The 23966-nt window shown below is 44.9% G+C and carries 19 protein-coding genes and 1 pseudogene; 9 read left to right on the forward strand and 11 right to left on the reverse strand.

Annotated elements, in window-relative coordinates; all coding sequences use genetic code 11:
* Nucleotides 1-99: 99 nt before the first annotated feature.
* Entirely contained in the window at nucleotides 100-2916 is a 2817-nt protein-coding gene (locus MHB85_RS25635) for an endo-beta-N-acetylglucosaminidase (RefSeq protein WP_341073909.1), read from the forward strand.
* Nucleotides 2917-3059: 143 nt separating this feature from the next.
* Here the strand turns inward: MHB85_RS25635 and MHB85_RS25640 are convergent, their stop codons facing one another.
* Nucleotides 3060-4637, reverse strand: a complete 1578-nt coding sequence (locus MHB85_RS25640; RefSeq protein ID WP_192135911.1) for a class I adenylate-forming enzyme family protein — start codon at nucleotides 4635-4637, stop codon at nucleotides 3060-3062.
* 292 nt (nucleotides 4638-4929) lie between these two features.
* Between MHB85_RS25640 and MHB85_RS25645 the strand changes: the two genes are divergently transcribed.
* Both MHB85_RS25645 and MHB85_RS25650 read left to right on the forward strand, forming a co-directional pair.
* Nucleotides 4930-5415, forward strand: coding sequence for a hypothetical protein (locus tag MHB85_RS25645; RefSeq protein ID WP_192135908.1), 486 nt, complete (start codon nucleotides 4930-4932; stop codon nucleotides 5413-5415).
* 463 nt (nucleotides 5416-5878) lie between these two features.
* Nucleotides 5879-7525, forward strand: coding sequence for an RNA polymerase sigma factor (locus MHB85_RS25650; RefSeq protein ID WP_192135906.1), 1647 nt, complete (start codon nucleotides 5879-5881; stop codon nucleotides 7523-7525).
* Between the two features lie 401 nt (nucleotides 7526-7926).
* On the opposite strand, the pseudogene MHB85_RS25655 reads toward MHB85_RS25650, so the two are convergent.
* From MHB85_RS25655 to MHB85_RS25665, 3 genes and pseudogenes are all read right to left on the reverse strand, one after another.
* A pseudogene (locus tag MHB85_RS25655) lies at nucleotides 7927-8310 on the reverse strand (deaminase); the annotation flags it as partial.
* 82 nt (nucleotides 8311-8392) lie between these two features.
* On the reverse strand, nucleotides 8393-9058 hold the full coding sequence (locus tag MHB85_RS25660) for a Type 1 glutamine amidotransferase-like domain-containing protein (protein WP_105601284.1): 666 nt from the start codon (nucleotides 9056-9058) through the stop codon (nucleotides 8393-8395).
* 174 nt (nucleotides 9059-9232) lie between these two features.
* On the reverse strand, nucleotides 9233-10456 hold the full coding sequence (locus MHB85_RS25665; protein ID WP_341073910.1) for an RNA polymerase sigma factor: 1224 nt from the start codon (nucleotides 10454-10456) through the stop codon (nucleotides 9233-9235).
* Nucleotides 10457-10770: 314 nt separating this feature from the next.
* On the opposite strand from MHB85_RS25665, the gene MHB85_RS25670 reads away from it, so the two are divergent.
* Entirely contained in the window at nucleotides 10771-11589 is an 819-nt protein-coding gene (locus MHB85_RS25670; protein WP_105601286.1) for a hypothetical protein, read from the forward strand.
* A 110-nt stretch (nucleotides 11590-11699) separates the two neighbouring features.
* Here the strand turns inward: MHB85_RS25670 and MHB85_RS25675 are convergent, their stop codons facing one another.
* Nucleotides 11700-13235: a helicase DnaB gene (locus MHB85_RS25675; RefSeq protein WP_105601288.1), complete on the reverse strand. Its 1536-nt coding sequence runs from the start codon at nucleotides 13233-13235 to the stop codon at nucleotides 11700-11702.
* 385 nt (nucleotides 13236-13620) lie between these two features.
* On the reverse strand, nucleotides 13621-13914 hold the full coding sequence (locus MHB85_RS25680; protein WP_091020829.1) for a YuiB family protein: 294 nt from the start codon (nucleotides 13912-13914) through the stop codon (nucleotides 13621-13623).
* Nucleotides 13915-14196: 282 nt separating this feature from the next.
* Between MHB85_RS25680 and hemQ the strand changes: the two genes are divergently transcribed.
* Nucleotides 14197-14943 carry a hydrogen peroxide-dependent heme synthase gene (hemQ, locus tag MHB85_RS25685; protein WP_091020828.1) on the forward strand — a complete coding sequence of 249 codons (747 nt, stop codon included), beginning with the start codon at nucleotides 14197-14199 and terminating at the stop codon, nucleotides 14941-14943.
* 150 nt (nucleotides 14944-15093) lie between these two features.
* On the opposite strand, the gene MHB85_RS25690 is transcribed toward hemQ, so the two are convergent.
* Together MHB85_RS25690 and MHB85_RS25695 are read right to left on the reverse strand one after the other, a co-directional pair.
* Entirely contained in the window at nucleotides 15094-15348 is a 255-nt protein-coding gene (locus tag MHB85_RS25690) for a hypothetical protein (RefSeq protein ID WP_091020827.1), read from the reverse strand.
* Nucleotides 15345-16538, reverse strand: coding sequence for an NAD(P)/FAD-dependent oxidoreductase (locus MHB85_RS25695; RefSeq protein WP_036605766.1), 1194 nt, complete (start codon nucleotides 16536-16538; stop codon nucleotides 15345-15347). Before MHB85_RS25695 ends, MHB85_RS25690 begins: the two co-directional genes overlap by 4 nt.
* A gap of 653 nt (nucleotides 16539-17191) precedes the next feature.
* Here MHB85_RS25695 and MHB85_RS25700 point away from each other — a divergent pair.
* Nucleotides 17192-18166, forward strand: a complete 975-nt coding sequence (locus tag MHB85_RS25700; RefSeq protein WP_210437008.1) for an NAD(P)/FAD-dependent oxidoreductase — start codon at nucleotides 17192-17194, stop codon at nucleotides 18164-18166.
* A gap of 76 nt (nucleotides 18167-18242) precedes the next feature.
* Nucleotides 18243-18494, forward strand: a complete 252-nt coding sequence (locus MHB85_RS25705; RefSeq protein WP_074096361.1) for a hypothetical protein — start codon at nucleotides 18243-18245, stop codon at nucleotides 18492-18494.
* 21 nt (nucleotides 18495-18515) lie between these two features.
* Here MHB85_RS25705 and MHB85_RS25710 read toward each other — a convergent pair whose 3' ends face one another.
* Complete coding sequence (locus tag MHB85_RS25710; protein ID WP_017692430.1) at nucleotides 18516-18659, reverse strand: sporulation histidine kinase inhibitor Sda; 144 nt, start codon at nucleotides 18657-18659, stop codon at nucleotides 18516-18518.
* A gap of 356 nt (nucleotides 18660-19015) precedes the next feature.
* Complete coding sequence (locus MHB85_RS25715) at nucleotides 19016-19675, reverse strand: YheC/YheD family protein (RefSeq protein ID WP_091020825.1); 660 nt, start codon at nucleotides 19673-19675, stop codon at nucleotides 19016-19018.
* A 237-nt stretch (nucleotides 19676-19912) separates the two neighbouring features.
* Here MHB85_RS25715 and MHB85_RS25720 point away from each other — a divergent pair, with 237 nt between their 5' ends.
* Together MHB85_RS25720 and MHB85_RS25725 are read left to right on the forward strand one after the other, a co-directional pair.
* A complete protein-coding gene (locus tag MHB85_RS25720; RefSeq protein WP_017692428.1) occupies nucleotides 19913-20167 on the forward strand; it encodes a hypothetical protein in 255 nt (84 codons plus the stop codon).
* Between the two features lie 26 nt (nucleotides 20168-20193).
* Entirely contained in the window at nucleotides 20194-21723 is a 1530-nt protein-coding gene (locus MHB85_RS25725) for a Ppx/GppA phosphatase family protein (RefSeq protein WP_105601289.1), read from the forward strand.
* Here MHB85_RS25725 and ppk1 read toward each other — a convergent pair.
* Nucleotides 21683-23764, reverse strand: a complete 2082-nt coding sequence (gene ppk1, locus MHB85_RS25730; RefSeq protein ID WP_091020823.1) for a polyphosphate kinase 1 — start codon at nucleotides 23762-23764, stop codon at nucleotides 21683-21685. The genes MHB85_RS25725 and ppk1 overlap by 41 nt on opposite strands.
* Nucleotides 23765-23966: the final 202 nt, after the last annotated feature.

Genomic DNA, 23966 nt, shown 5'->3' on the forward strand with positions numbered 1-23966 from the left:
CACCCTATTTAAAAACGCTTTCATCCACTATCGTTAACCATAAGTTTAGCTTTGTGTAAAAGAATACCTTACATTCATTCCACTTCAAGGAGGAACAGCATGACACGCAAACTCAAACCAAAAGGCATCATTCCTAAGGTAACCGCCATGGTCCTGACTACGGCTCTGCTTGGACAAGTTGTTGCATCATCCGTTTATGCCGGAGACACGCTCCCTTACACCGGTGAAAGTGCCAAAGGGGTGAATCAGCCCTATCAACATGGATACACCTCGGCCCAGATTCTGAACTGGACACCGGAAAGTGATATCCATGGCGATTTACTTCGTGCCCATGTTCCCTTGCAGCCCCGTAATGAAGCGTTCGCTGCCACACAGGCTTATCCTGAGCTTAGTCCGGATACCCAGCTATTCACGATGAGCGGCGATTACGGCAATGCATTCTTTGATAGCACACCTTATACCAATGAATTCAGCCAGTATCTGTTTAATTATTGGCAATATACAGACTACTACAGTTATTGGCACGGCATGGCTTCTGCGGGAGTACCTGAGGAGCTGTACGATCCGAGTAAAGAATGGACGGAGAAATACTTCGAGTTTGGCATTTTGAACATTCCGAATCCGGCCTATACCAACGCAGCCCACAAAAATGGCGTCAAATCCATTGCCAACATTTTTTTCTCAGACAATGACCGTGGACCACAGACGTACAAACAAATGCTGATCCAGGATGAAAACGGTAATTTCCCTGTGGCCGAGAAACTGGCCGAGATGGCGGAATACTACAACTACGATGGATATTTCTTCAATCAGGAAGAGGTTGCCCGGGGTGTAGCCCCTGAGGATATCGCTTCCTACAAGAAATTCATGAAGTATCTAAGAGATAAGGGACTGTACGTTCAATGGTATGACTCCACCATCAATACAACAGGCAAAATTCAATACCAGAACCAATTCAATGGGCTCAACAGCCCCTTTGTACAAGATTCCGTTCTCGGCAGAGTCTCCGATTCCATCTTCCTGAATTATGTATGGAACCACAAGATGCTCCGCGATTCCCGTGATCATGCCCTTAGCCTGGGACTGGATCCACTGGAAACCGTATTTGCTGGTGTCGAAGGTGGACATGACAAATTCGGCCGCTGGAAGCAATCCTATGACCTGCGCCATAACCTGGATGAGAACGGTCAACCGATGAACAGCATCGCGACACTGGGTGCCGACTTCACCCACAACGCCCTGGATGAAGAGATGGGCGATGGCAGTACCAATCACCGAGCTGAGGATGAGTACCAGTGGATGACCTTTGTACGTGATCGTGCCTGGTGGTCTGGTCCAAATCAAGACCCGACAGATGCACGTCGTAATGCGTCTGCCGATCTGTCGGATGTGTATGCTTCCGGTGCGAATTGGGATGGGATTGCCGCTTATCTCACCGAGCGATCCGTCATCAACGGCTCTAATTTTGCGACCAGCTTCAATACAGGTCACGGTCTGAAATATTATGAAGATGGCGCTGTCTCGAACGACAAGGAATGGTCCAATATCAACATTCAGGATATCCCTGTCACTTGGCAATGGTGGATGGATAGTGAAGGTGACAAGCTCAGTGTTGATTTTGACTACGGTCCATCTTATGAGAAAGGCGCAAGGTACAACTATAATTCCATCGGTGCGTTTAATGGCGGCAGCTCTCTCGTGGTGAACGGTACATTGAACACGGACAACTTCCTTCGCCTGTACAAGACCGACCTGTCCGTCAACGTACAATCCAAACTGGAGCTGACGTATAACAAACCGTCCACTAGCGATGCTTCTTCCCTGTATGTTGGGTTAATCTTCGAAGACGATCCATCCAACGTGGTCAATGTGGAAGTGCCTCAGTCAGGCCAGCATACTACAGGTTGGAAGACAACTTCGCTGGATTTGAGCGCATATCAAGGCAAAACCATTGCCGCTATGGGATTGTCCTTTGACCCGAATGGCAAAGCGATTGAGAATTACCAGATGAATATTGGCGAGATCCGCATTTCCGACGGTTCAGCGGCTGTACCGGATGCACCTACCGGTTTCCATATTGCCAAAGCACTGACCAACACCGACGAACTGGTTGTTGCATGGAACATGAAGGACTATTCAGAGGTCAAGCAATACAATTTGTATGAAAATGGTGCCTATGTTGGCGGTGTGTATGATTCCACTTTTTATATTAAATCGCTAAAACAGCCTTCTGGAGAACTGTCCATACGTGCTGTTGGTGCAGATGGTACCGAAAGTGAAGCAACCGTCCTGCCTTATGATCTGAATGCAGCCGTTCAGAATATTGATGTGAAATTCAAAAAGAATGGCGATGCCATTGTAAGCTGGAACAACCCGAAGAAAGCAAAAGATACAGGGAAAGACAAAGATAAGAATACGGATAAAGATAAAAATAAAGACAAGGGTAAAGGCAATGAGTCTATCCAACTCACACTAGAAACCGAATACACCAATAAACCCTTCACCAAGTCGCTTCAGGTTAAAAAAGGAAAATCCTCTGCCGTTCTGACCGGACTTCCAACCAACGGTGAACATTATGTACTGAATATCGCCATTGGCGGGCAGAATCCGGTTACCCATACCGGACAGCTCGCAGATCTTCAGATTACACCATATGCCAAGGATAAGGTCACGGTAAAAGATGGGAAGTACACGCTTGCCCTGCCGGATCTGGAGGATTGGTACAAGATCTATGTATATGAAAATGGGGTGGCACGCGAGTTCGGAGTCACTTACGTTTCGCAGAAATTCCCGTATATCATTCGGGGAAGAACAAAGCTAAGTGAACTGACCTTCACACCAGCGTCCAGCAACAGCTCTTTGAAGCTGGTCATTGAGGATTACGCAGGTAACCAGGCTACTACGATTCTGAGGTAATACTGCAAAGTATTTTTTGTATACATCAGGATAACAGTAATGAAAACAAACAGCCCTTCACTTCCAAAAGGAAGTTGAAGGGCTGTTCTTGTTGATCTAACAATAAATATTCTACCCAACAGCCTATTAAACAGCATTTCCCGTTAGCATAGTCCTTCGGATAAAATTGAAGATAGATGCTTGCGCAACTGCTTTTTGTCTATTTTATCCACGGCTGTTCTCGGCAAAGTATCCACAATGAACAGTTGAGTCGGCCATTTGTACGGAGCAAGGTGTAGCTCACAAAACGCCCGCACCCGCGTCAGATCCAAACTGTCACCTTCCCGTAATACTATGAAAGCAACGAGTTCCTCGCCTTCGTCAGGAAGAGGAAGTCCGATTACGGCCGCCTCGCTTACCGCCTCATGGCTCACAATAACATGCTCAACTTCGGCACAAAACACATTGGAACCGTCCACAATAACCATATCCTTCAAGCGATCAAACACATAAAGATAACCTTCGACATCCAGACAACCGACATCCCCAGTTCGAATCCAGCCATCGGACATGGTCTCGGCAGTAACCTCCAACTGGCGCCAATACCCCTGCATGGTCTGTGCACCTCGAACAACGATTTCTCCAGCCTCGCCCGTAACTGTCTCACTTCCGTCCGTATCTAATATCCGAACTTCGAAGGCCTGCTCACCTTGGGCAGCCAAGTCAGCAGGACGACCTACGGATCGAAGGCGATGAGGATCGCCTATATGCTGAGCAGGAAAAAGGCGGCTTATAGACATTCCACATTCCGCTTGTGAGTAGTTGTTCACAATGATAACTTCAGGAAATTGCGATACGACTTCCTGTAGTGTATCCGGGGAAATAATGGACCCTCCGCAGCCAATAAGCGATAGACTCTTCAAGTTTCTCCCCCCGACAGATGCCTCACGAGTAAGATCCCGAAGCAGTTGGCCTACTGTGCTGAGTTGTGTAATCTGATCACGTTCAATAGCTTCCATAATGCGGTTTACATCCGCCGGGTATTCGTCTAGGAATACAAGACAACCTCCCGCAGCCATGGTCGCCCACAACTGGAACTGGCCCACCAGATGGGATAGGTTGAGCACTAACACACGACGCTTGAGATCATGACCGAAGCCTGCAGAAGGCGTAAGTTGATTCCAAGCAGCCATACCACGATGCGAATGCATGACCCCTTTTGGCCAACCAGTTGTCCCGCCCGTATAAATCAGGACTGCCGTATCGTCCACACTTCGTTTGAAATGGTCCTTTGGATAGAACGCGGGTTCCTGCTGTAAAAGAGCAGCGAGCGAACTGCTATTCGTCCCTTCTTCTTCAGTCGTGAACAGTTTTGGACAATAACCAAGAAGCTTTACTGTGGCGATAGCGGCTTCAGCATGTTGGTCATCATGAATAACCATATGTGGTTCTGCGTCCTGAAATATGGCAGCGAGTTCAGGTACTGTTAGCAAAGGAGACGACACGAGTGGTATAGCACCGATCCCAACTGCTGCATAAAACGCAACAACGAGCTGGGGATCTGGATCACCTAAAAGGGCAAAGCGATCACCGGCCCGGAGTCCTTTAACATACAGAGCATGACTCAGTCTTTCAACTAGACCGTTAAGCTCCCCATAACTCATCGTTTGCCCATATCGCATTAACGCAGGTTCCTCAGGGTACAGACTTGCTGCAATTAGCAATCGTTCGGATAGAAGCAAGCAATTACCCCCAACATTTAAATTTCCATTTTTCCGTTAAGAAAACTATGGAATAAAAAGAGAGTAGCATATATCTGGAATAATAAGTAATCATTATCCCCTATTAAAATCATAAATTCTTCTGATATTACAGTTCTGCCAACAGACGATTCTTGCCATTTACCTAATTGCTAACTTATTTAGGCAGGTCAAATTGGGCTGCTTTTTAAACTGAAATCCAACATTTCTCGTTATCATTACGTTTATTTAGGTAACGAGTACCAAGGAGGGGATTGTCATAAAAGTAAAGACAGTGTATTTTATTCTCAGTGTTGTAGCGTTATTTTTACTATCAGCTTGCGCAGGTGGTGTTACTGGCTCTAGTCAGCAGAATGAACTAGGTGAACCTTATCGTATGGCGTTGGAGGAGTTAATTTCAACAGATACGGCTCTTAATGAAAATATGGAGTATATCTCATTAGATTTTGATAAAGGAATTCCATTAAAGAATTCTGATAAGAAAAGCATTGAGGATTACCTTCACAGCAAATATAACGTAAAAGTTTATAACTTAACCTATGAAGAATTGATTGAAGAAGGACTGTCTGAACAGTCTGAAAACACGCTAAAAGGGATTTTACTGAAAATTGAAAAGCAGGAGAAGCAATCAGATCATAACATTGCCATAGAGGTCAGTAAGTATCGTGCCAATGAGGGGGCGCTCTCTGCAAAAATAACATTAACCTATGAGGAAGGTAAATGGAAAGTTGCTACTCAAGCTCCTACAAGGGAGAGTTAAAGTAAAAAATTCCTTTTACCAATGAGAGTGCTAGGAAAAGTTTATTATGAGAATTACGGAATAGCCCTTTAGGGCTTTTTTTGTCCGTATTTTCTGGATTATATACCACTCCTGGTTAACTACGGAACGAAGGAGTACCCCAAGTACCCGAAGAAGAACTTCGGCTCGTGCTCCTAGTTTGTATCCTCCCATAGTTGAAGAAAAAAAGTATCTTTATATACTCAAAGTGAGAACTTTATATCTAAAGTAATCTTCAACTTGTTTAACTCTTTTCCAATATACTTAAAAAAAGTTCATAACGTCTCTTTAACCATTTAAATGGCCTAATCCTGATGTTTGTAATTATACGTGTATGAGTGATCCGGTAGGACGTCCAAATTTTAAAAAAATAATCCCAACCTTTATTTCGCCTGACACACTATATAATTGTCAGGAATTACAGATGCAACTATGGAGGCGTAAAATGGATTCAAATAGAAATAACGGAAAAGAAGCGGCGGAAGCGATTCGGAGCTATGTCAAACCGATTTTCGGTTTTGCCTTAAACCGGGTCAAGCAGCGGGCCGAGGCGGAGGATCTGGCTCAGGAGATTATGCTGCAGTTGTTGAAATCCTTCTCCGGGGTGCGGGACATTAGAAGCCTTGACGCTTACGTCTGGACGGTTGCCCGATACACTTGGGTGAATTGGTTGAAAAAGCGTGCGCACGCTCCCCAAGCGTTCGAAATCAACGGCATGTCCGAACTGTCGGCCGCCCCTTCCCGGGAGCCGCTTGACCGGTTGCTGGTAACCGAAGCTTACCGCGAGCTGCGCCGAGAAGTCGCGTTTCTGTCCGACATCCATCGCCGGATCGTGGTCATGCATTACTACGACGAGCTGAAAATCAGCGATATCGCGATTGCTCTGAACATTCCTGTAGGCACGGTGAAATGGCATTTGAGCGAGGCCAAAAAGAAGTTACGGAAAGGGATGAAACGTATGCGTGCAACAGGAACTTTAAGTGTCAATCCGGTCAGCATGGGGGAAATGGGCCATTCCGGTTCGGCCGGCAGCCTGGGCGAAACCAACGATTTTCTTGGACGCGCCTTGGCGCAAAATATCGTTTACGCGGCTTATCATAAGGCGCGTACCGTACATCAAATCGCGGAGGAGCTTGGAATGCCGCCGTCTTTGCTGGAAGGCGAAGTCCGGCACCTGGCCGATTACAATTTTCTCATCCAAACCTCTCCCGGCAAATATCAAAGCAATACCATCGTCTGGGACCTCTTCGACTTAGCCGTAGCTGGTCATCAACTCTGGCAAGATTGCGCCGCCGAAGTGGCCGATGTTCATTTCGACGCGTTAATGGAAGTTCGCCGGCAAGTAGAGGACAGCGGAGTGTACATTCCAGACGGTGACTATAACTTCCTGCTCTGGACCTTGCTGCCCAAGAACATCGAGGAGCAATCTTGGCGGAGCATGCCGGCGGGCGACAACTTCGATGCGGTCGCACCAATGCGAAAGGACGGAGGTCAATATATTGCCTATGCGGCGTTAAATCGGAGCCACTATGCCGATCCGGGTTTTGATATGAGTAGTTACATCACCTTCGGTCCGTCGCTCCGCTACGTCGAAGACACTCCCTTATACTTGTGGCAATTCAATACGCACTGGAGCGACCGCCAGGTGGATTGGCGTTTCCTGGAATACCGGAATGTCGAGATTTGTCATGCTTTCCAACAAGGAGAACTGCCCGACAACGAAGAGAACGCTGAGCAATATTCGTTCCTGCTGGAGAAGGGATACATCCGCAAGACGGAGGAGGGGTACAAGTTCAATGCGGTCTGGATGGACTCTCCGCAAACGTTGGAACGGTTGAACAAGGCAATGCCGGATTTGTCCGCTCTTTATGCGCCTGCTGTCGGCAAGCTCTACGACAAAATGCTCAACCTGTTCCTGCAAAATCAGCCGAAGCATTTGGAGCCGCAGCTTGCTTACATGGTGAGAGGTAACACCGGAGGAGGTCGGCTGGTCGCTTATATTTTGAAACATTTGATCGATAACGGGAAGTTGAAACCGCCGTTGCCGCACCAGCAGAAGACGATTTCGACCTGGATGGGGCCGGTCAAGTAAGGCGGTTCGGAAATGTATACGAAGAATAGTCGTTCCGGGGCGGTGGCCATTTTTACACAAAACTCTGTCTGTCCAACGAAGTGATTAGGACATCGCTATTTCACAAGGCCCCTCCTGAACGTATGGAAATGATTAAAAACTACCCATGACGCATGTGCGTCATGGGTAGTTTTTATTCGCAATCATATCTGCCAGACTTCTCCTTTACCTTACGATTTTTATCTTTCTTGTCCGCAATCAACCGTTAGAGGCCAGATGCTCCACATACTCAGCAGATCTATTCAGCAAAACTGCCCGTTAGTTGAGTAAAAGCAGCCAATCACAATGATCAGCTGCTTTCTTGTTGTTATTGAGCTAACGTTTCCCGTTAGCTTAATACATCAGGCGCAAAGTTTCATTTATTATTGAACAATTTCATTTACTAATTCATCATTCCAATGATTATCGGTATACCCACGGCTGTTGTTCCATTCTGCTAACATTTTTCTTTGTCTCAATTCTAAATCTCTGTAAGGGGCTGCAACAAACTCGATGTCGTGGAACAAATCATTATAAATAGGTAATTCGCTATTTAATTCCTTGAATTTTTTAAATGCACCTATATCCTTATCATTTGCAGCCCAAACCACTTTTTTAATCAAAGACAATACGATTGTACCTGTGCACATGGGACAAGGCTCACAGGTAGTATATAAGGTAAGTTCGTTCTTAGGAATAAATTTCTTGCTCTCAAGATGAAGTATCACATTTCCGGCTTTTCTTATAGCGTCCACTTCGGCGTAAGCTGTAGAATCACAGCTGACCTGTTAGCCTAGATTTTATACATCAAAAGGAATCACTTATGTAACTCACAGCCACTCACCCTAATTAGAGTGTCTCAACCAACTTCTGAATCTTTGAGTGGGAAATTAAATATACAGGTCCCGTTGTTTCTATTTTGCCGTTCTTTACACGTATAGCGCTCTCCTGTTCTGCCGCATAAACATCAATCTCTTCAGACAAGGGGAACAGGTAGCCTTGAACAAACGTGGCGTAGTCGCGTTGAGAATGAGATTCGTAGGCAAAATGATCAAAGCCAATACCATCATAAATTGTACTTGTTTCAACTTCATCCGTCTTATTCAAGCTTAACCATTTTACAGCCATGTTTAAGGCACCGGCGCTGGCACCCATGATAACGGCATTGCTATTCTTAATAACATCTGATAATTCATATTCCGCCAAAAATTCGTTCTGCAGAACAGGATATCCACCGCATAAAAAAATGACAGAAGCGTTCTGAATGGATCGCTGGGCATCTTCCTTCTGCATGCGGTAATCAATGAAATGATATTCATCAAAAATAATGTTAGCCTGATTCAACCAGGTCCATTCAGAAATATCATCCATGTTAATTGGCTCATCTTTATAACCAGACGGATCAGCACTAATCATGACAAGTGATTTTCTATCTTGTATATCCTCCTGCAAACAATGGACCAGCTTCTCTGGGAAAAAATGATTAAACCAACTGAAATAGTAGTGAGTACTCAAACTTAATTACCTCCATATGTATTATTTACATTCATCCATAGGAATCATAGACAACCTCTTTTTACATGCATTATACAAAATAATCCAATTTATTGATAGTACATGTACCATAACTATAACCACGTTAAAAAAAGCCCGGTTCTTCCCCCCGGGCAACATACATTTTTGTATGGGTTACTTACTTATAAATTCTACCATCTTCTGATGTAATTCCTTCTCGGAACATTGAAAGATACCATTAAAATCCTGGGGGTTACGGATCAATTTGTTTAACTGGTCTATTCCATATTGTTGAACAACAAACTCTACAAATAGGAACGAAAACTGAAAACCCTTCATCGTTTCGAAATCCCAGGTATCATTATCTAATTGTTCGAACGTTGGGATCTCTAAATTGTGGATAGCCTCTTCTGTTGTACCTTCAATATATTCCTGAGTCATCAGCTTGGCTTCATATCCACCAATTCCTTGCCTTATCCATTTCGGAGCCTTCGGATTGATTTCACTTATTAGCCACATGGCGAACAAGTGAACCGTACCTTTAAGAATCGATTGATAGGTATGCTCCGGTCCTGGATTTAATGGAGATACAATTTTGAGAATACTCCCTTCATAGGTACCCATGAACCAATTCGGAGCATCTGCTTCTCCGACCGCTTGGTGAAACGATGGCATATCAGGATATACTTCAATCGTCACTTTTCGCGATGGATGATAATTGTACTTTAGCGAAATTCGTTCAATATGATCACTTAGTTCATTGAACAAATCATGGTGTACTTTATCGGGATGATTGTTCAATCCCTCACTTTCACCTTTATTAACAATTGAAATCAGATCTTGAATAGACATGATCGTAACGCCTCCCCATTCTTTCAGTTCCTTTTTAAGTTTTTCCAAAGCTCTGTAGAGTCTGTTCTTTACTGCACTTTCACGCATCCCTACGATCTTAGATATTTCAAGCAGTGTGCAGTCCACAAAAAAGCGTAATGCAATGATTTCCTGGTCGGTTTCATTTAACTTTTTCAGCGCAACTCCGATATCAATTCGAAAATCAACATATTTCGTAAATTCAAGGGAGATCGATTGTGATTCATATCCTGTAAAATCAAACGGCGTTTCTTTTTTTCGCGATAACCTTCGATATTCGTTTTTCACTGTATTCTGAGCAATCTTGAATATCCACGTAAATAAATTTGATTTCCTTTGGAATCGGTGAAGATTCTCGACTGCTTTTAAAAACACCTGTTGAGTCAAATCATCTGCAACCATCGGATTCAATTTCAGCGAAAAGTACGTGCAAATCCTTTGACGATACAGCTCATAGGTACTTTCAAAGTTAGTGATACTTTCCTGTTTATCCGGGTAAACATTTTTTGTGTCATGAGCTCCTGACATGGTGAGAACCTCCTCTTGATTTACAATGAATTAGACACCAGAGAGAGTCAGAAGGCCACATAAATATAAAATAAATATGTATTCAACCTTTAAGGTTTGTTACTTACAGAACTAATTACCTTTTTGAAATCTCACTTCATATCATCTCTATGATTTCATATCTTTACAAATTTATAGTGATAAGCAAAGATTGGAGTAGTCTACAAGCCACTGCTTTCTGCAACAACTATAAGTTAACTAGTTCTCTGAAATGTCACAACGATCTGGAGGGAATAACATCACGTAACCGCCTCCCAACTGAAGGAGAGATAATAATGAAATACACCAATGTTTTATTATCAAGCGTAATTGTCTTAGGTAGCATGGGCACGTTATCAACTGCATCATCTTCATTTCATACTTCTGATAAAATAGCACACATTGCTGCTGGCTCAACATCTGTGAACGCTTCGACATACCAGAATATATCTAAGTTTGAAAAAACAATAAGCTCAAACAAAATTGTCTGGAGAGGTGACAACATCACGATAACCGCGAACACCTTAAAGCTAGATGCTGCTGCCGATTTTGAACAAAACATCATTGACACCATTGTAGTTACTCATGGTAAAGAAAAGCACACCCTACAAACGGGAGATTTTGAAGTTAAATTATTGGATATCACTAGTATTGCTCAATCTCCATCAAATGAATGGATTGCTATCCAAGTCGAAAAAAGTGCTGGCAGCAACCTCATTCTCATGAACCTTAAAACAGGAAAGTACACCATTCTAAACGAACGTCTTGAAAAAGCAGGTAAACAAGATGTCGAAACCATTTCATCATATAATTGGTCACCAAAAGAAGACATCATTGCGTTTTCTTATGGAAATACGGAGAAAAGCACGTTAGCAATATACGACACTAAGAAAGACAGTGTTGTTTATCTCCCTCGGGCAACCAACTATATTAGCACAGGTCTAATATTATGGCATAAGAACGGAAAAAGTATTGATTATATTAGTGAGTATCCTTCAGATCAATGGATTCTTTTCAGATACGATACAGGAAGCAAAAAAGTTAAGCCTGTAAAAAAAATCACAAAAAAAGAATTTCAGCAGTGGTTTAAATTAGATAAATATCCTGCAAAATAATAAAAAAAATGATTGGACGGAAAATACGTTTTTCTTCAGTTCAACTTATATAGAAAAAAGGCGAGTCTCCATTAATCGGAGGACTCGTCTTTTGGGCTTTATTAAAATATTTAAGATGTTCCTTTTTGCTTACTCGCTTGCATCTGCTGGGCAAATCTCATCATCTCTTCAAACTCTTCCTCAGATACGGCATCCCCATCGGTGCTTATGTCTTGTACAATCGGAATTTCGGGCTTGGCTTTGGTTCCTTTGCCGTATGTACGGGTACGGGTTCCAGCTGCACCAGCAGCCTGTTTGCCTTTGACCTTGGCCTGATCACGAATATATTGGACGGCTTTCTCGTAGGAGTTCACCTGCTTGAGCAACATGTTGGAGGCGATCGCCTCAACGAAGTTACGGTTAATCCGCTGCTCGCCGCCGGATACAAGCAATGCCATCAAATAATGAATCAATACATTGATAACTTCACCCGGCAACTTGTAACTCAGATCAATTTTCTCAAATATATCGATCAGATTGTCCGGTACTGCACCTGGGAAGAACGTCTGCAACAGACGAGTATATGGCTCATTGCGCAACATCATATTATATTGATGAATATCACACTTGGTCATAAATTGTGGAGGTACTTCGACGTAATATTCCATCTGTACCCCATGCTCAACAGGTGGTTCACCGGAGTCTTCTTTCCGCTCTGGCTCCTCCATATGCTGTCTCAGCGCCACAACCTTGGCCGCCTGTACGGTCTGTTGCTCATGACGCTTCTTCGTCTGTCTGAACTGCATGCTCGCCTTATGCTGAAGATCATCCAGAATCAGTTGGCCCTGTGGACTAAAGATATCATCTTCATCCAGCAGACGGCATACATCCTGCACACTGAGGTTAAACTTGTTTACTACATAATTTACAATGCCCAGTTGTTCATGATCGAAACGCAACTGTTCTACATGAGAACGATTGACGGACTCCCGCGGGAAACGCAAAATAATGTCGGCATAGTTCAAACTGTTTTCTTCCGCTGCATCATTCGTGCCTGTCCGCTGGGCCGTAGTTGATACTTCCGACAAAGCCTGCTCCAACTCGTAATCAATTACGTGGGTATTCAATTCAAATATATCGTAAAAGGGAACGGAAATATTCTCTTTATTGGCTGCCGGATAAGGCGCGTCCCCATTTTCCACTGCCGAGAAACCGGAACGCAGGGAAAGGACTGCGAATTTACCAATCTTGTCACGAAGCAACAGTGTCAAATGCTGTGTCCGGAAAAACTCTGCCGGAGAGAGCGGCGGTTGCAGCTCATATTCGTAGATGTAATCATCATTTTCCGGTATATATAGGCGTGAAGTCTGAAGTAGCCCCACTGCCTCAAGCTTGGATGTCTGCTCTAACAAATATTTGCGCCCTTTCTCACTTGGCTCCAAGCCAAGCGTCATGAACAGCCTCCGTTGCTGTTCAAGCGGCGAATAACCGACCTGTTCACCGGGAAGATGCTGAAACAACAGCCGATACAAGCCAACCGCAAAAGCACCTACCATGGGCTGATATGCTCCTGTAAGCATACGGTCATCCAGGGCACTAAGTCCAAACTCCCTGTATACGCAGTAGCGATGATGTTCAGTATAATGGTGCAGATTCTTCATGCGCATAGCCTGATCTCCTTCTCCCCAAAAGTATGTTTATCTATTCTATCATAAATGTCCGATCCTCAAATGTTCAAAAACAGGTAAAAAGATGGCCTGTTCTCGCTCCGTTTCGTCCTAGGTCGACATCATTCACGTTTTCGCCGAATTCAGCAAATTTCTAAAATAAAATGTCGAGAGTCGCTAGAATACTATAAAAGCTATAGCAGCAGAATACAAGTGAAGATCTGAAGAGAATGTTCTCCAGATATATATGAATACAAGTGTACAATAATCCTTCTAAATATAAATGAATAGCAAAAAAAGCCTTCCCTTTGTACTCGTAAGCGTTTACGACAAAGACAAGACTTTCACGCGATCACAGTGGCATGTGTTACCTCTTTCCAACAATCTAAAACATTCTGTACCCACCCAAACGCAACTTCTGGATCGTCCAGCCACTGATTATCGCACCAGCCAGTCCAGCGATGCCCGTCATATAGTCTACAAGCTGGAAAGAACCCAGATGTGACATCAGAGATGACGACTGATCCCATAGAGAGTATACAACAACAGGCAGAATTACAATAATGAACAGATAGGAAGGAAACCAGGTTGTCTTCATCAGCATGTTCAGAATGAAACCGATACCAAACATCATAACGAAAAATAATACCATCAATACCAACACAGGTATAAATTGCATCGGGCCCATTCACCTCTTCTTTCACACATTCAGGTTTCACTTCTGGATAGTAGTTAGTGTACCGCAAAAAATGTGGCGAAGCAACGAACTTTCTGGACAAATTTCCCTATAATTATACTCTGTTCATTTGCCCTTCTGCTTCATGTTGGGATACAATGTAAACGATAAAGCACTCACCCGTCCCTTATAGTGCGTATTCAAAAAGACCGGTTTTCAGTGCGGACTTTTTGAACAACCTCTTATAGGGATTTGGAAATATACCTTGCAGGAGGAACACAACCAATGAACGAAGCCGCATCAACACTGGAGGGCTGGTATGCCCTGCATGATTTTCGCTCGATTAACTGGGCCGCCTGGAAAGCAGCAGATGATGAGGAACGTGCTGTAGCCCTGGACGAGCTGGAGGAATTCTGGAAGGAATGGAAAGAAGTCGAGAGTTCATCCCAGGGAAGCACGGTCGTTTATACCGTAGTGGGACAAAAGGCTGACCTTTGCATGATGCACCTGCGTGAAACGCTGGAAGATCTGAAGGCTGTTGAAAACGCATTTAACAAAACGATGTTTGCCCAATACACAACGAAGTCGTATTCCTACGTCAGTGTAGTGGAACTGAGCAACTATCTTGGCAAAGAAGGCGAAGACCCGATGCAGAATCCGGAGATTATCGCCCGTCTGAAACCCGTTCTGCCACAACGACAATACATCTGCTTCTATCCGATGAACAAAAAACGTGAGCTGAATGACAACTGGTACATGTTGTCCATGGACGAGCGTCGCACCATGATGCGCAGTCACGGCATGATTGGTCGCAGCTATGCGGGTAAAGTGAAACAGATCATTACCGGCTCTGTCGGTTTCGACGATTGGGAATGGGGCGTTACGCTATTTGCGGATGATGCACTTCAGTTCAAAAAACTTGTCTATGAGATGCGTTTTGATGAAGTGAGTGCCCGTTATGGCGAATTCGGTTCGTTCTATGTGGGAAGCCTCTTGAACGAAGAAACGTTGGAAGACATGCTTAAGCTGTAAACATAATGCAAAGCACAATAAAGCACCGCGACATCTCCGTAAAGGATATTGTCAGCGGTGCTTTTTCTCATTCATGTACGTGTGGACAACCAAGTCGGGCGATGATCCATTTGCAGTTGTTCACTCTATTTTATAAGCCTATGTTAATTCTTAATCATCGTCCTCTTCATCTACCGCTTTTAGCGATTCGAGGAACTCGGCTGTGGCCCGATCACGGTCACGCCCCTTCTCTTTAAGCCGCTCAATCGCAGGCATAATGAGAATATCCACTTCTTTCTGCACGATGTAGGCCAGATCATACTGATCCTGTTCCTCGAGATAACCACCGACCTGCATCAGGGCGTTGTATCGATCCAGCTCTTCACGTGTTAATAGTCCCCGGACCTGAACACTGCAATGTCTCATCCAAAAAACCGCCCTTTCTTCAGGACTAGCGGAATACCACCAATGATGAACAGATAACGCAGATCAACCAGCTTCTTCAACTGAGCCGCTTTCCAGCCCTTGTATTTCTTGCCGCCTACAACAGCAATGGCTTCACCTTTACCCAATGAAGCAACCGTGCCTTTGCTCGTAAATACAAAAGGTTGTGGCTGTTTCTTGCGAATGGACGCCACGACGTTCTTGGCGCAGTTTACACCCTGCTGCATCGCAATCTGGGCTGTTGGCGGATAAGGCCGTCCTTCCGCGTTGAAGACCAGTGAATTATCACCAATCACATAGACATGCTCATGTCCCGGGGCACGCAGATAATCATCTACTTTCACACGTCCTCGCATCACTTCAAGACCTGCCTGTTCAAGCAATGAGTTACCGCGAATACCGCCGGTCCATACGACTGTAGCCGCATCGAGCTTTTCACCCTCACCCACAATAACCCCGTCCGGGAGACATTGCTTGATTGGAACACCAATTTTGAAAGTAACGCCCTTCTTCTTGAGCACATTCATCGCATGCTCTACCAGTTCCGGATCAAATCCAGGCAAAGCTGAAGGCGCTGCCTCTACATTGTAGATGTGCACATGTTTCGGATTCACGTCGAACTCCTTGCACAGCTGTGGAATACGATCTGCAAGTTCAGCTACGAATTCAACACCACTGAAACCCGCTCCACCTACGACAAACCGAATACGATTTCGTTTGTTATCGTTTTTGTACATCGCAAATTGATATTCGATGTGTTCTCGAATCAGTCTGACCGAGTTAATGCTGCGGATTGTCATGGCGTGATCGAGCATCCCCGGAATACCGAAGGTCTCAGGCTCACCGCCTAGTCCAATAATCAGATAATCATAGGATAACGTGCCATCCTCCAGAATAATCTTCCGATCCTGCAGACGAATCTCCTTCACGGAAGACTTGACCAGATCAATCTTGAACTCATCAATCAGCTTGGAAATGGGTACTCTTGCATGCTCAATGGTATCCGTGCCGGCTGCCGGCATATGTAGATGTGTAGTAATATAATGATAATCATGCCGGTTCACCAATGTGACGTCGGCCTCGTTATAGTTCAATTCCTTCTGCAGCCGCTGGGCTGTCAGAATCCCGCCATAGCCCGCGCCGAGGATGACGATTTTGGGAATACTGCTCATGTCTATACCCCTTCCGGTTTCACTTGCATCAGCCCGATCTTGGGTGAGATGCAAAATGCACATACTTACAAATATTGATGATGTCTTGCCCATTATGACAACAAATGTTAACTTCGCGAATTTATTTAAACGTTTGCATCAATTTCATAACTCACTAAAAATGGATTTTATGAAACTAGATATCGACGTATCGAACCGTTTTGATCTATATCTAGACTTGATTGAAGCAACTAAAGGTTTATGAAATTGATACGTTTGCACGCAAGTTATCGTTTCAAGTTGTGAAATTAACCACAAGATTCTACAAAACACGGGATCTGTCTTCATATTACATATTGACTCTAAATTAGACAAAAAAACACATAGTACAGGTCAAGGATATCTGTATTTCTAGTAAAGATCAAGGTTTTTTTTGTTATTTTTCATAACCTTTCATTTCCAATTTCATCCTATTCTCATCTGATCTTCATCAATTGTTCCCAGTTTCGTGACGCCGCTAACTTTGCAACCCTGAATACACCGTTTATAATAGGAAAGACAGTTCAGCACCCATGCCGGTTACGATACGTAGCCTGCACATTCTTTCTGTTAACTACCTATTAAAATATGAAAGGTGTTGTTGATTCTTGACTGCACAAAATTCCAGTCATGATATGACTGATTTACTTATTATCGGTGGAGGCCCTGCGGGTCTGTTCGCCGCGTTTTATGGTGGGATGCGTCAGGCATCCGTTACACTGGTTGAAAGTATGCCACAGCTTGGCGGACAACTTGCCGCTCTTTATCCGGAGAAATACATCTATGATGTAGCCGGATTCCCGAAAGTAACGGCTCAGGAACTGGTGAATAACTTGGTTGAGCAAATGAGTCATTTTAACCCGAACATCCGCCTTGAAGAAAAGGTTGTATCGGTGGAGAAAAAGGATGAGCAACATTTCGTCGTGAAAACGGATGAGAATGAATATCATGCCAAAGCCGTCATTATTACAGCTGGTGTAGGTGCATTCGAACCACGTCGTCTGGAGCTTGAAGGTGCTGCCAAGTTCGAGAAGAGCAACCTGCACTACTTCATCAGTGATCTGAATGCCTTCGCCGGCAAAAAAGTATTGATCAGTGGCGGCGGTGACTCCGCGGTAGACTGGGCACTCATGCTGGAGCCTATCGCTGAGCAAGTGACGCTGATCCATCGCAGGGACAAGTTCCGTGCACATGAGCACAGTGTCGAAAACCTGATGAATTCCAAGGTGAATGTCGTTACACCGACCGAAATCACGGAACTTCATGGGGATGACACGATTACCAAAGTAACCCTTTCCCATGTGAAAACCAAAGAAACTCAGGAAATCGAAGTAGATGACGTGATCGTTAACTTCGGATTTGTCTCTTCTCTCGGACCAATTGCCGAGTGGGGTATCGAAATTGACAGTAATTCCATCGTTGTTGATTCCCGCATGGAAACATCTATTCCAGGAATCTTCGCTGCCGGAGATATCACAACATACCCAGGTAAACTGAAGCTGATCGCTGTCGGATTCGGCGAAGCTCCAACAGCCGTCAACAATGCAAAGGTATACTTCGATCCGGATGCCAAATTGTCCCCAGGACACAGCAGTAACATGAAACGCTAGTTTTGCTGAAATAACATATATTGATACAAAAAAGGGTATCTTACTCCTGAGTGAATCCATATCAGGAGGGATACCCTTGTCTTATATATGCCCGCTGTGTAACGGTCTGGTTGTACCGGAGCAGGCTTGCCCCCACTGCCTTCAGGGACTGTTAGAATGCGGCAAATTGGATGATTACACCGGACCATACAGCCCCTACGTATTCCAACCTTCCTCTGACACGGCAGACGAAGTCGAAAACGTTTGCAATCATGTGATGTACTGTCACCATTGTCAGACGAGCACGCCATGGCCAGTCTCACTATGGGACTTGTCCGGAAACCTGTAACATTGCCTGCAATGAGGATCTCTAGTGAAGAATGGCAGATACGTCGGTACCCAGTTTGCGCTTATGGATTTCTGCCAACAGCAGTGCGATGAAATCTCGTTCGAGATTCAACTCAATCGCTTTATGGTAGGAATCCAACAACATCTCATCGGATAACATAGCCATTTCCCGCCACAACCTTTCCTTTTTTTTCCTCAAAACTATCATATCAGAGATTCATATAGAGAACAAGCGTTCTTGTTATCCACAACGATATGTGGAAATCCTGTGCATAGTTTGTTGATAAATGGAAAAAATACAGAGTAATCAACGTGTATAGTGTGGACAATATTTATGCACAGGAAGTTTGTACTACTGTCAGAACGTTTATCTGCGTATTTTTTTTGGAATAAATTCATAGTTTCAAGACTTGTTGCGAGTAAATTACCCCGTAATGTAAAATTTCAAACGGTTTTCATATCGTTTTCTTCTATATATTATCGGATTTTCTTTGAATTTTCTTGAGTTTTCCCATTCATTTTCTATTGGGGTCTGGTATTCACTTCCAGAATCCAGATCTTGCCTGAATAATCCAGTCCATAATCAAATCCAAGCTGACCTACACCAGGGAAATGTCTTTCCATAATGTACGTACATGTCAGTGTAAGGGAACGCATCTCCCGGCGTTTGTGCCGACCGGATATATGTGGCAGGGATAAACCAAGAGCTCGCCTTCCTGATAACATGGTTCCACCCTTGCTCAGATTCGTCACACAGAGTCCGGGACGAGCGAGTCGTCCTACTAAGGAACGGAATACCCAGCCTCGTTCGGTTTTGACCACTTTGACTCTGTAATCAACAGGTCTCCCTTGAATTGTTGCCAGATGAATGCCTTGCTGGATCAAGTACTTGCGTCTAGCCTTTACACGCACCAGAGAGCGATACATCTGGCTGAAACTGGTGAAAGAACGGGTCGTTTTCATGTGGGTGTATCGATAAGCCCCACCGCTCGCCGATACCCGGATGACACCGTAACCTCCACCTCCTACAATAGGTTTGACATACACCATTCCATAATGACTGAGCATTTGCAGCAGATTACCCGAGTTGAATGCCTTGGTCTGTGGGATATGGACAGCAGCTACCGGGTATTTCATCAGAGCCGCTGTCTTCCGCCATTTGCTTGCAAGTTGTCTCGACATGGGTTGATCTCCTTCCTTGAAACAATAGTCCTTCCTTATACATACTCAACAGAAGCCTTGCTTTCTTGGATGTCTGTCCACGGCAAAGGCCCCTTTTCCATGTAACCTGTCCCAGGGGTGATGGCGGAAACGGGAACAAGCGCCCGGTTTGCTTTTCAAACAAGTCAATCTGTCGTATGCTACTAAGGAATGGCTGGAAGGGCTTAAATATGAGGATCTAAGGAGCGTTCTGAACAAATGGAAGCATTTTTCAAATCACTTTATGGCGTAGCCTATTTTGCAATGTCGATCGTTCTGGTAGCTGTTACGGTACTTCTCTTTGTCACAGGTATTCGACTGTTTATGCAAAAGCGTAATCGCGGCTTTGCCGTGAGTTGTCTTATATTTGCCTGTTTCATCGTCTTTATCATTGTTGTTATGTTAACTACGCCCTTCTCTGCCACACCGCCGGGTTCACCGGAAGCCATGGCTGCCCTTCTTCACTTCGGGTAGTTGAACCTCTGTAGAAGGAGATGCTTATGACACGTACTAATGAAACCTTAGGAATTATTGATATCGGCTCGAACTCCATTCGTCTAGTTATATATGAACTGGATCAGGATGCAGCCTATCGCATCATTCATGAAGACAAATACGCTGCTCGTCTGAGCAGCGTTGTTGAGCCGGATGGTACCATCCTTCGCCACTCTTTGGATAAAGCCATCACCATCTTGCGTCAATTCAAAGCGACCTGTGAAGCGTATCAGACCAAACTGATTCGCGCAGCAGCTACCGCAGCTATTCGTAATGCAAGCAATGTCCTGGAGATTATTGAATGGCTGGAGACCGAGACGGGGCTTACCATTGAATGTGTATCGGGAGATCGGGAGGCCTATTATGGGTTCCTTGGTGTCACTCAATCCATTGATCTGGCAGACGGTTACGTCGTGGATATTGGAGGCGGCAGCACAGAGATCACGGTCTTTCAGGATCGGAAGAGGTTACATAGCATCTCCCTCCCTATTGGTGCAGTGAATTCACATGCCCGTTATGGGGGCGAAGATCAGTGGACCGAGGAAAATGCAAATGCATTATGCAACGAAGTCATTGAGGCTCTCCGTGGACAGGATTGGATTCGTGAGCACCCTGGTCTGCCACTCATCGGACTTGGCGGCACAATGCGTACACTTGCCAAAGTGGAACAGAAGCGTACCCAGTATTCTTTGCCTGTGAGCCATCATTATGAGATCAGTGAGGAAGCGATGGAGAATATTGCTCGCACCTTGCCACATCTCACCTCAGCACAGCGCAAAAAGGTACCTGGGCTCGCCAAAGATCGCGCAGACATTATTGTGCCCGGCGTACTGATCCTGCGAACCATCTTCCAGTTAATACAGGGAGATCGTTATGTGGTTAGTGGTGCGGGTCTACGAGACGGGTTGTTGCGTGATTACATGGCTGGAGGTCAGCCGGTCGTTCCAGACGCGCTGAAAGACAGTATCCGCAACTTTATCCATTTTGGTCCGCCTATTCCAGAGAAACGTCTGCAACGGATTCATCAGGATATGGTTACCCTGTATACGGCATTACAAGGTACCCCTCCTGATCAAGCAGATGCCCGAATCCTGTATGCATCCTCCATGCTGCACATGGCAGGTAAGCAGATTAACTATTTCCGTTATACACAGCACTCGGCCTATTGGATCATGAATTCAAGCATCTATGGACTTTCTCATCGGGAGACCATTCTAAGTGCCAGTGCAGCTGATTATCATCCCAAAAAAAGAACGCCCCAGCTGCTGAATAAGCACCGGGACATTCTGAAAAACTCGGATGAGCGGCATGCTCATCGTATTGGCTCTCTGCTGCGCGTAGCTGAAGCCATCAATCGATCTGAAAGCATCGCTGCGATTGAAGCAACAAAAGAAAACGACTCGCTACAGGTGCAATTCACCTGTACAGCTGAGCCGTTACTGGAACTTGATGGCCTGGAAGAAGCCGTCAAGGATCTGAAGGAAGCCTGGGGAGTTACGTTAACGCACTCCATTCAGCAGGCTTCCAAGGGATAATACCCATGGCCTCCGTCTGACTTCTCAGCGGGGGCTTTTCATTTTTTACAAATACATAATTGCCACCAGGCATAAGCTCTCTGGCTTTGACATTATCCATAAGGGACAGATTAAGAATATCGACCAGCATTTTCTTCAGCTCTGGATCGAACACGGGACACATCAGTTCAATTCTTCGATTCAGGTTACGTGTCATCCAGTCTGCACTGGAGATGAATACATCCGGGTTGCCGCTATTTTCAAAATAAAACAACCGTGAATGCTCCAGAAAACGATCCACAATGCTAATGACCCGAATATTCTCACTGAGCCCCTCTACCCCCGGACGCAGACAACATACACCACGCACAATCAGATCGATCTGCACGCCGGCTTGAGAAGCCTCGTATAATTCATCAATCATTTCCTGATGGGATAAGGAGTTGATCTTGGCAATGATTCTGGAAGGTTTGCCTTTCAGCGCGTGCTCCGTTTCTCTACGAATCAGTGCAAACAACTCATCCTTCATACCATCCGGAGCTACGCGGAACGCCTGCAATGCCTTCGGACCGGAGTATCCGGTAATCTCATTGAACAATTCGGATGCATCTTCCCCAATAATCGGATTAGAGGTGAACAGTCCCACGTCCGTATACACTTTGGCTGTACTCTCATTATAGTTACCGGTTCCCACATGAACATAACGTCTCAGCCCCTGCTGTTCCCTGCGTACGACAAGAATGATTTTGGCATGGGTCTTGAGTCCAACCAGTCCATAAACCACGTGACATCCGGCCTTCTCCAGCTTACGGGCCCAAGCAATGTTGCGCTCTTCATCAAACCGGGCTTTCAATTCCACCACCACCGTGACCTGCTTACCACTCTCAGCGGCAAGTGCAAGTGCCGGAATAAGGCGTGAATCGCCATTGACCCGATATAATGTCATCTTGATAGCCAGAACTCTTGGATCTTCCGAAGCCTCCAATATAAAATCAGTGACTGGTTCAAACGATTCGTATGGATGATGCACCAGTACATCGCGTTTGCGCAGCAACTCAAAATGACTTTCTCTTGGGAGAAACTCAAGTGGGTAGACTGGCTTCACCGGACTGTATTTCAGATGTGAGAAACTTTCCAGACTGTCCACGAATCCCGCCAAAAAACTCAGATCGAGTGGTCCATCAATTTCATATACCGGGTCCTGAATATCAAATTCATCCTGCAATTCCAATAAAGCATCCGGACGAAAATCCTTACAGACTTCCAGTCGTACAGGAGCCCCGCGGCGTCTGCGTCGCAATTCTTTTTCAATAGCCTCAAGCAGATCTTCCGCTTCTTCTTCATTAATGAACAGATCCGCATTGCGGGTCACTCGGAACTCCTGTGCAGCAAGCGAGATATATCCGCTGAAGAGCGTATGGATATGATGTTTGATAAGATCTTCAATCAATATGAATGTTTTCTTTTTGCTATTCGCCCGAATGGGAGCCTGAACTACCCGCGGCAGATTGGAAGGTACCTGAACAATAGCCATAAACGGCTCGCCCTCTTGCTCCCCTTCCTTCTGTAACATCACGGACAGATATACAGACTTGTTGTGTACCAGTGGGAACGGACGACTCTGGTCAATCGCCATCGGTGTGAGTACCGGAAAAATAATCTCATGAAAGTATTGGTCCATTGCGCGCTGCTGTGTCACATTAAGATCTGTATATTCCTGAATGTTCACGCCTTTCTTGGCGAGTAGACGAATGAGTTCACGATACGTTTTATACTGTTCGGCGACCATGGTCCCGGTTCGCTTGATCAATCTGCGGTACAATCCCGAAGGCGTGTATCCTGTAAAATCTTTTTGCGTGAATCCGGCCTTGATCTTCTCTTTTGTCTCTGCCACCCTTACACTGACGAACTCGTCCAGATTACTAGCGACAATGCCGAGAAATCTCATGCGTTCCAGCAGAGGCGTTGTTGGATCCTGGGCCTCCTGAAGTACGCGCCGATTAAATTCAACCCAACTCAAATCACGATTAACGTAGTTACCTGTTTTGACGTCTCTATGCATGTATGGCCTCCGAATGTGTTGCATATCTATTCTTGGTTAGAAGTTCTCATATAATTGTACTATTCGTAATCAACATCAAGCGTCAGCGCAGTGTAAACGCTACGTAAAATTTATGTAAATGATACCTCATGGCCGCAACTTTTTCCATCCCTTTACAAAGGTCAATAGACAGAGTAAAGTGAAGTACAGTGTGATTTGGTCC

Origin of the sequence: Paenibacillus sp. FSL K6-4396 (assembly GCF_038002525.1) — a bacterium.
Classification (GTDB): Bacteria; Bacillota; Bacilli; order Paenibacillales; family Paenibacillaceae; genus Paenibacillus; species Paenibacillus amylolyticus_B.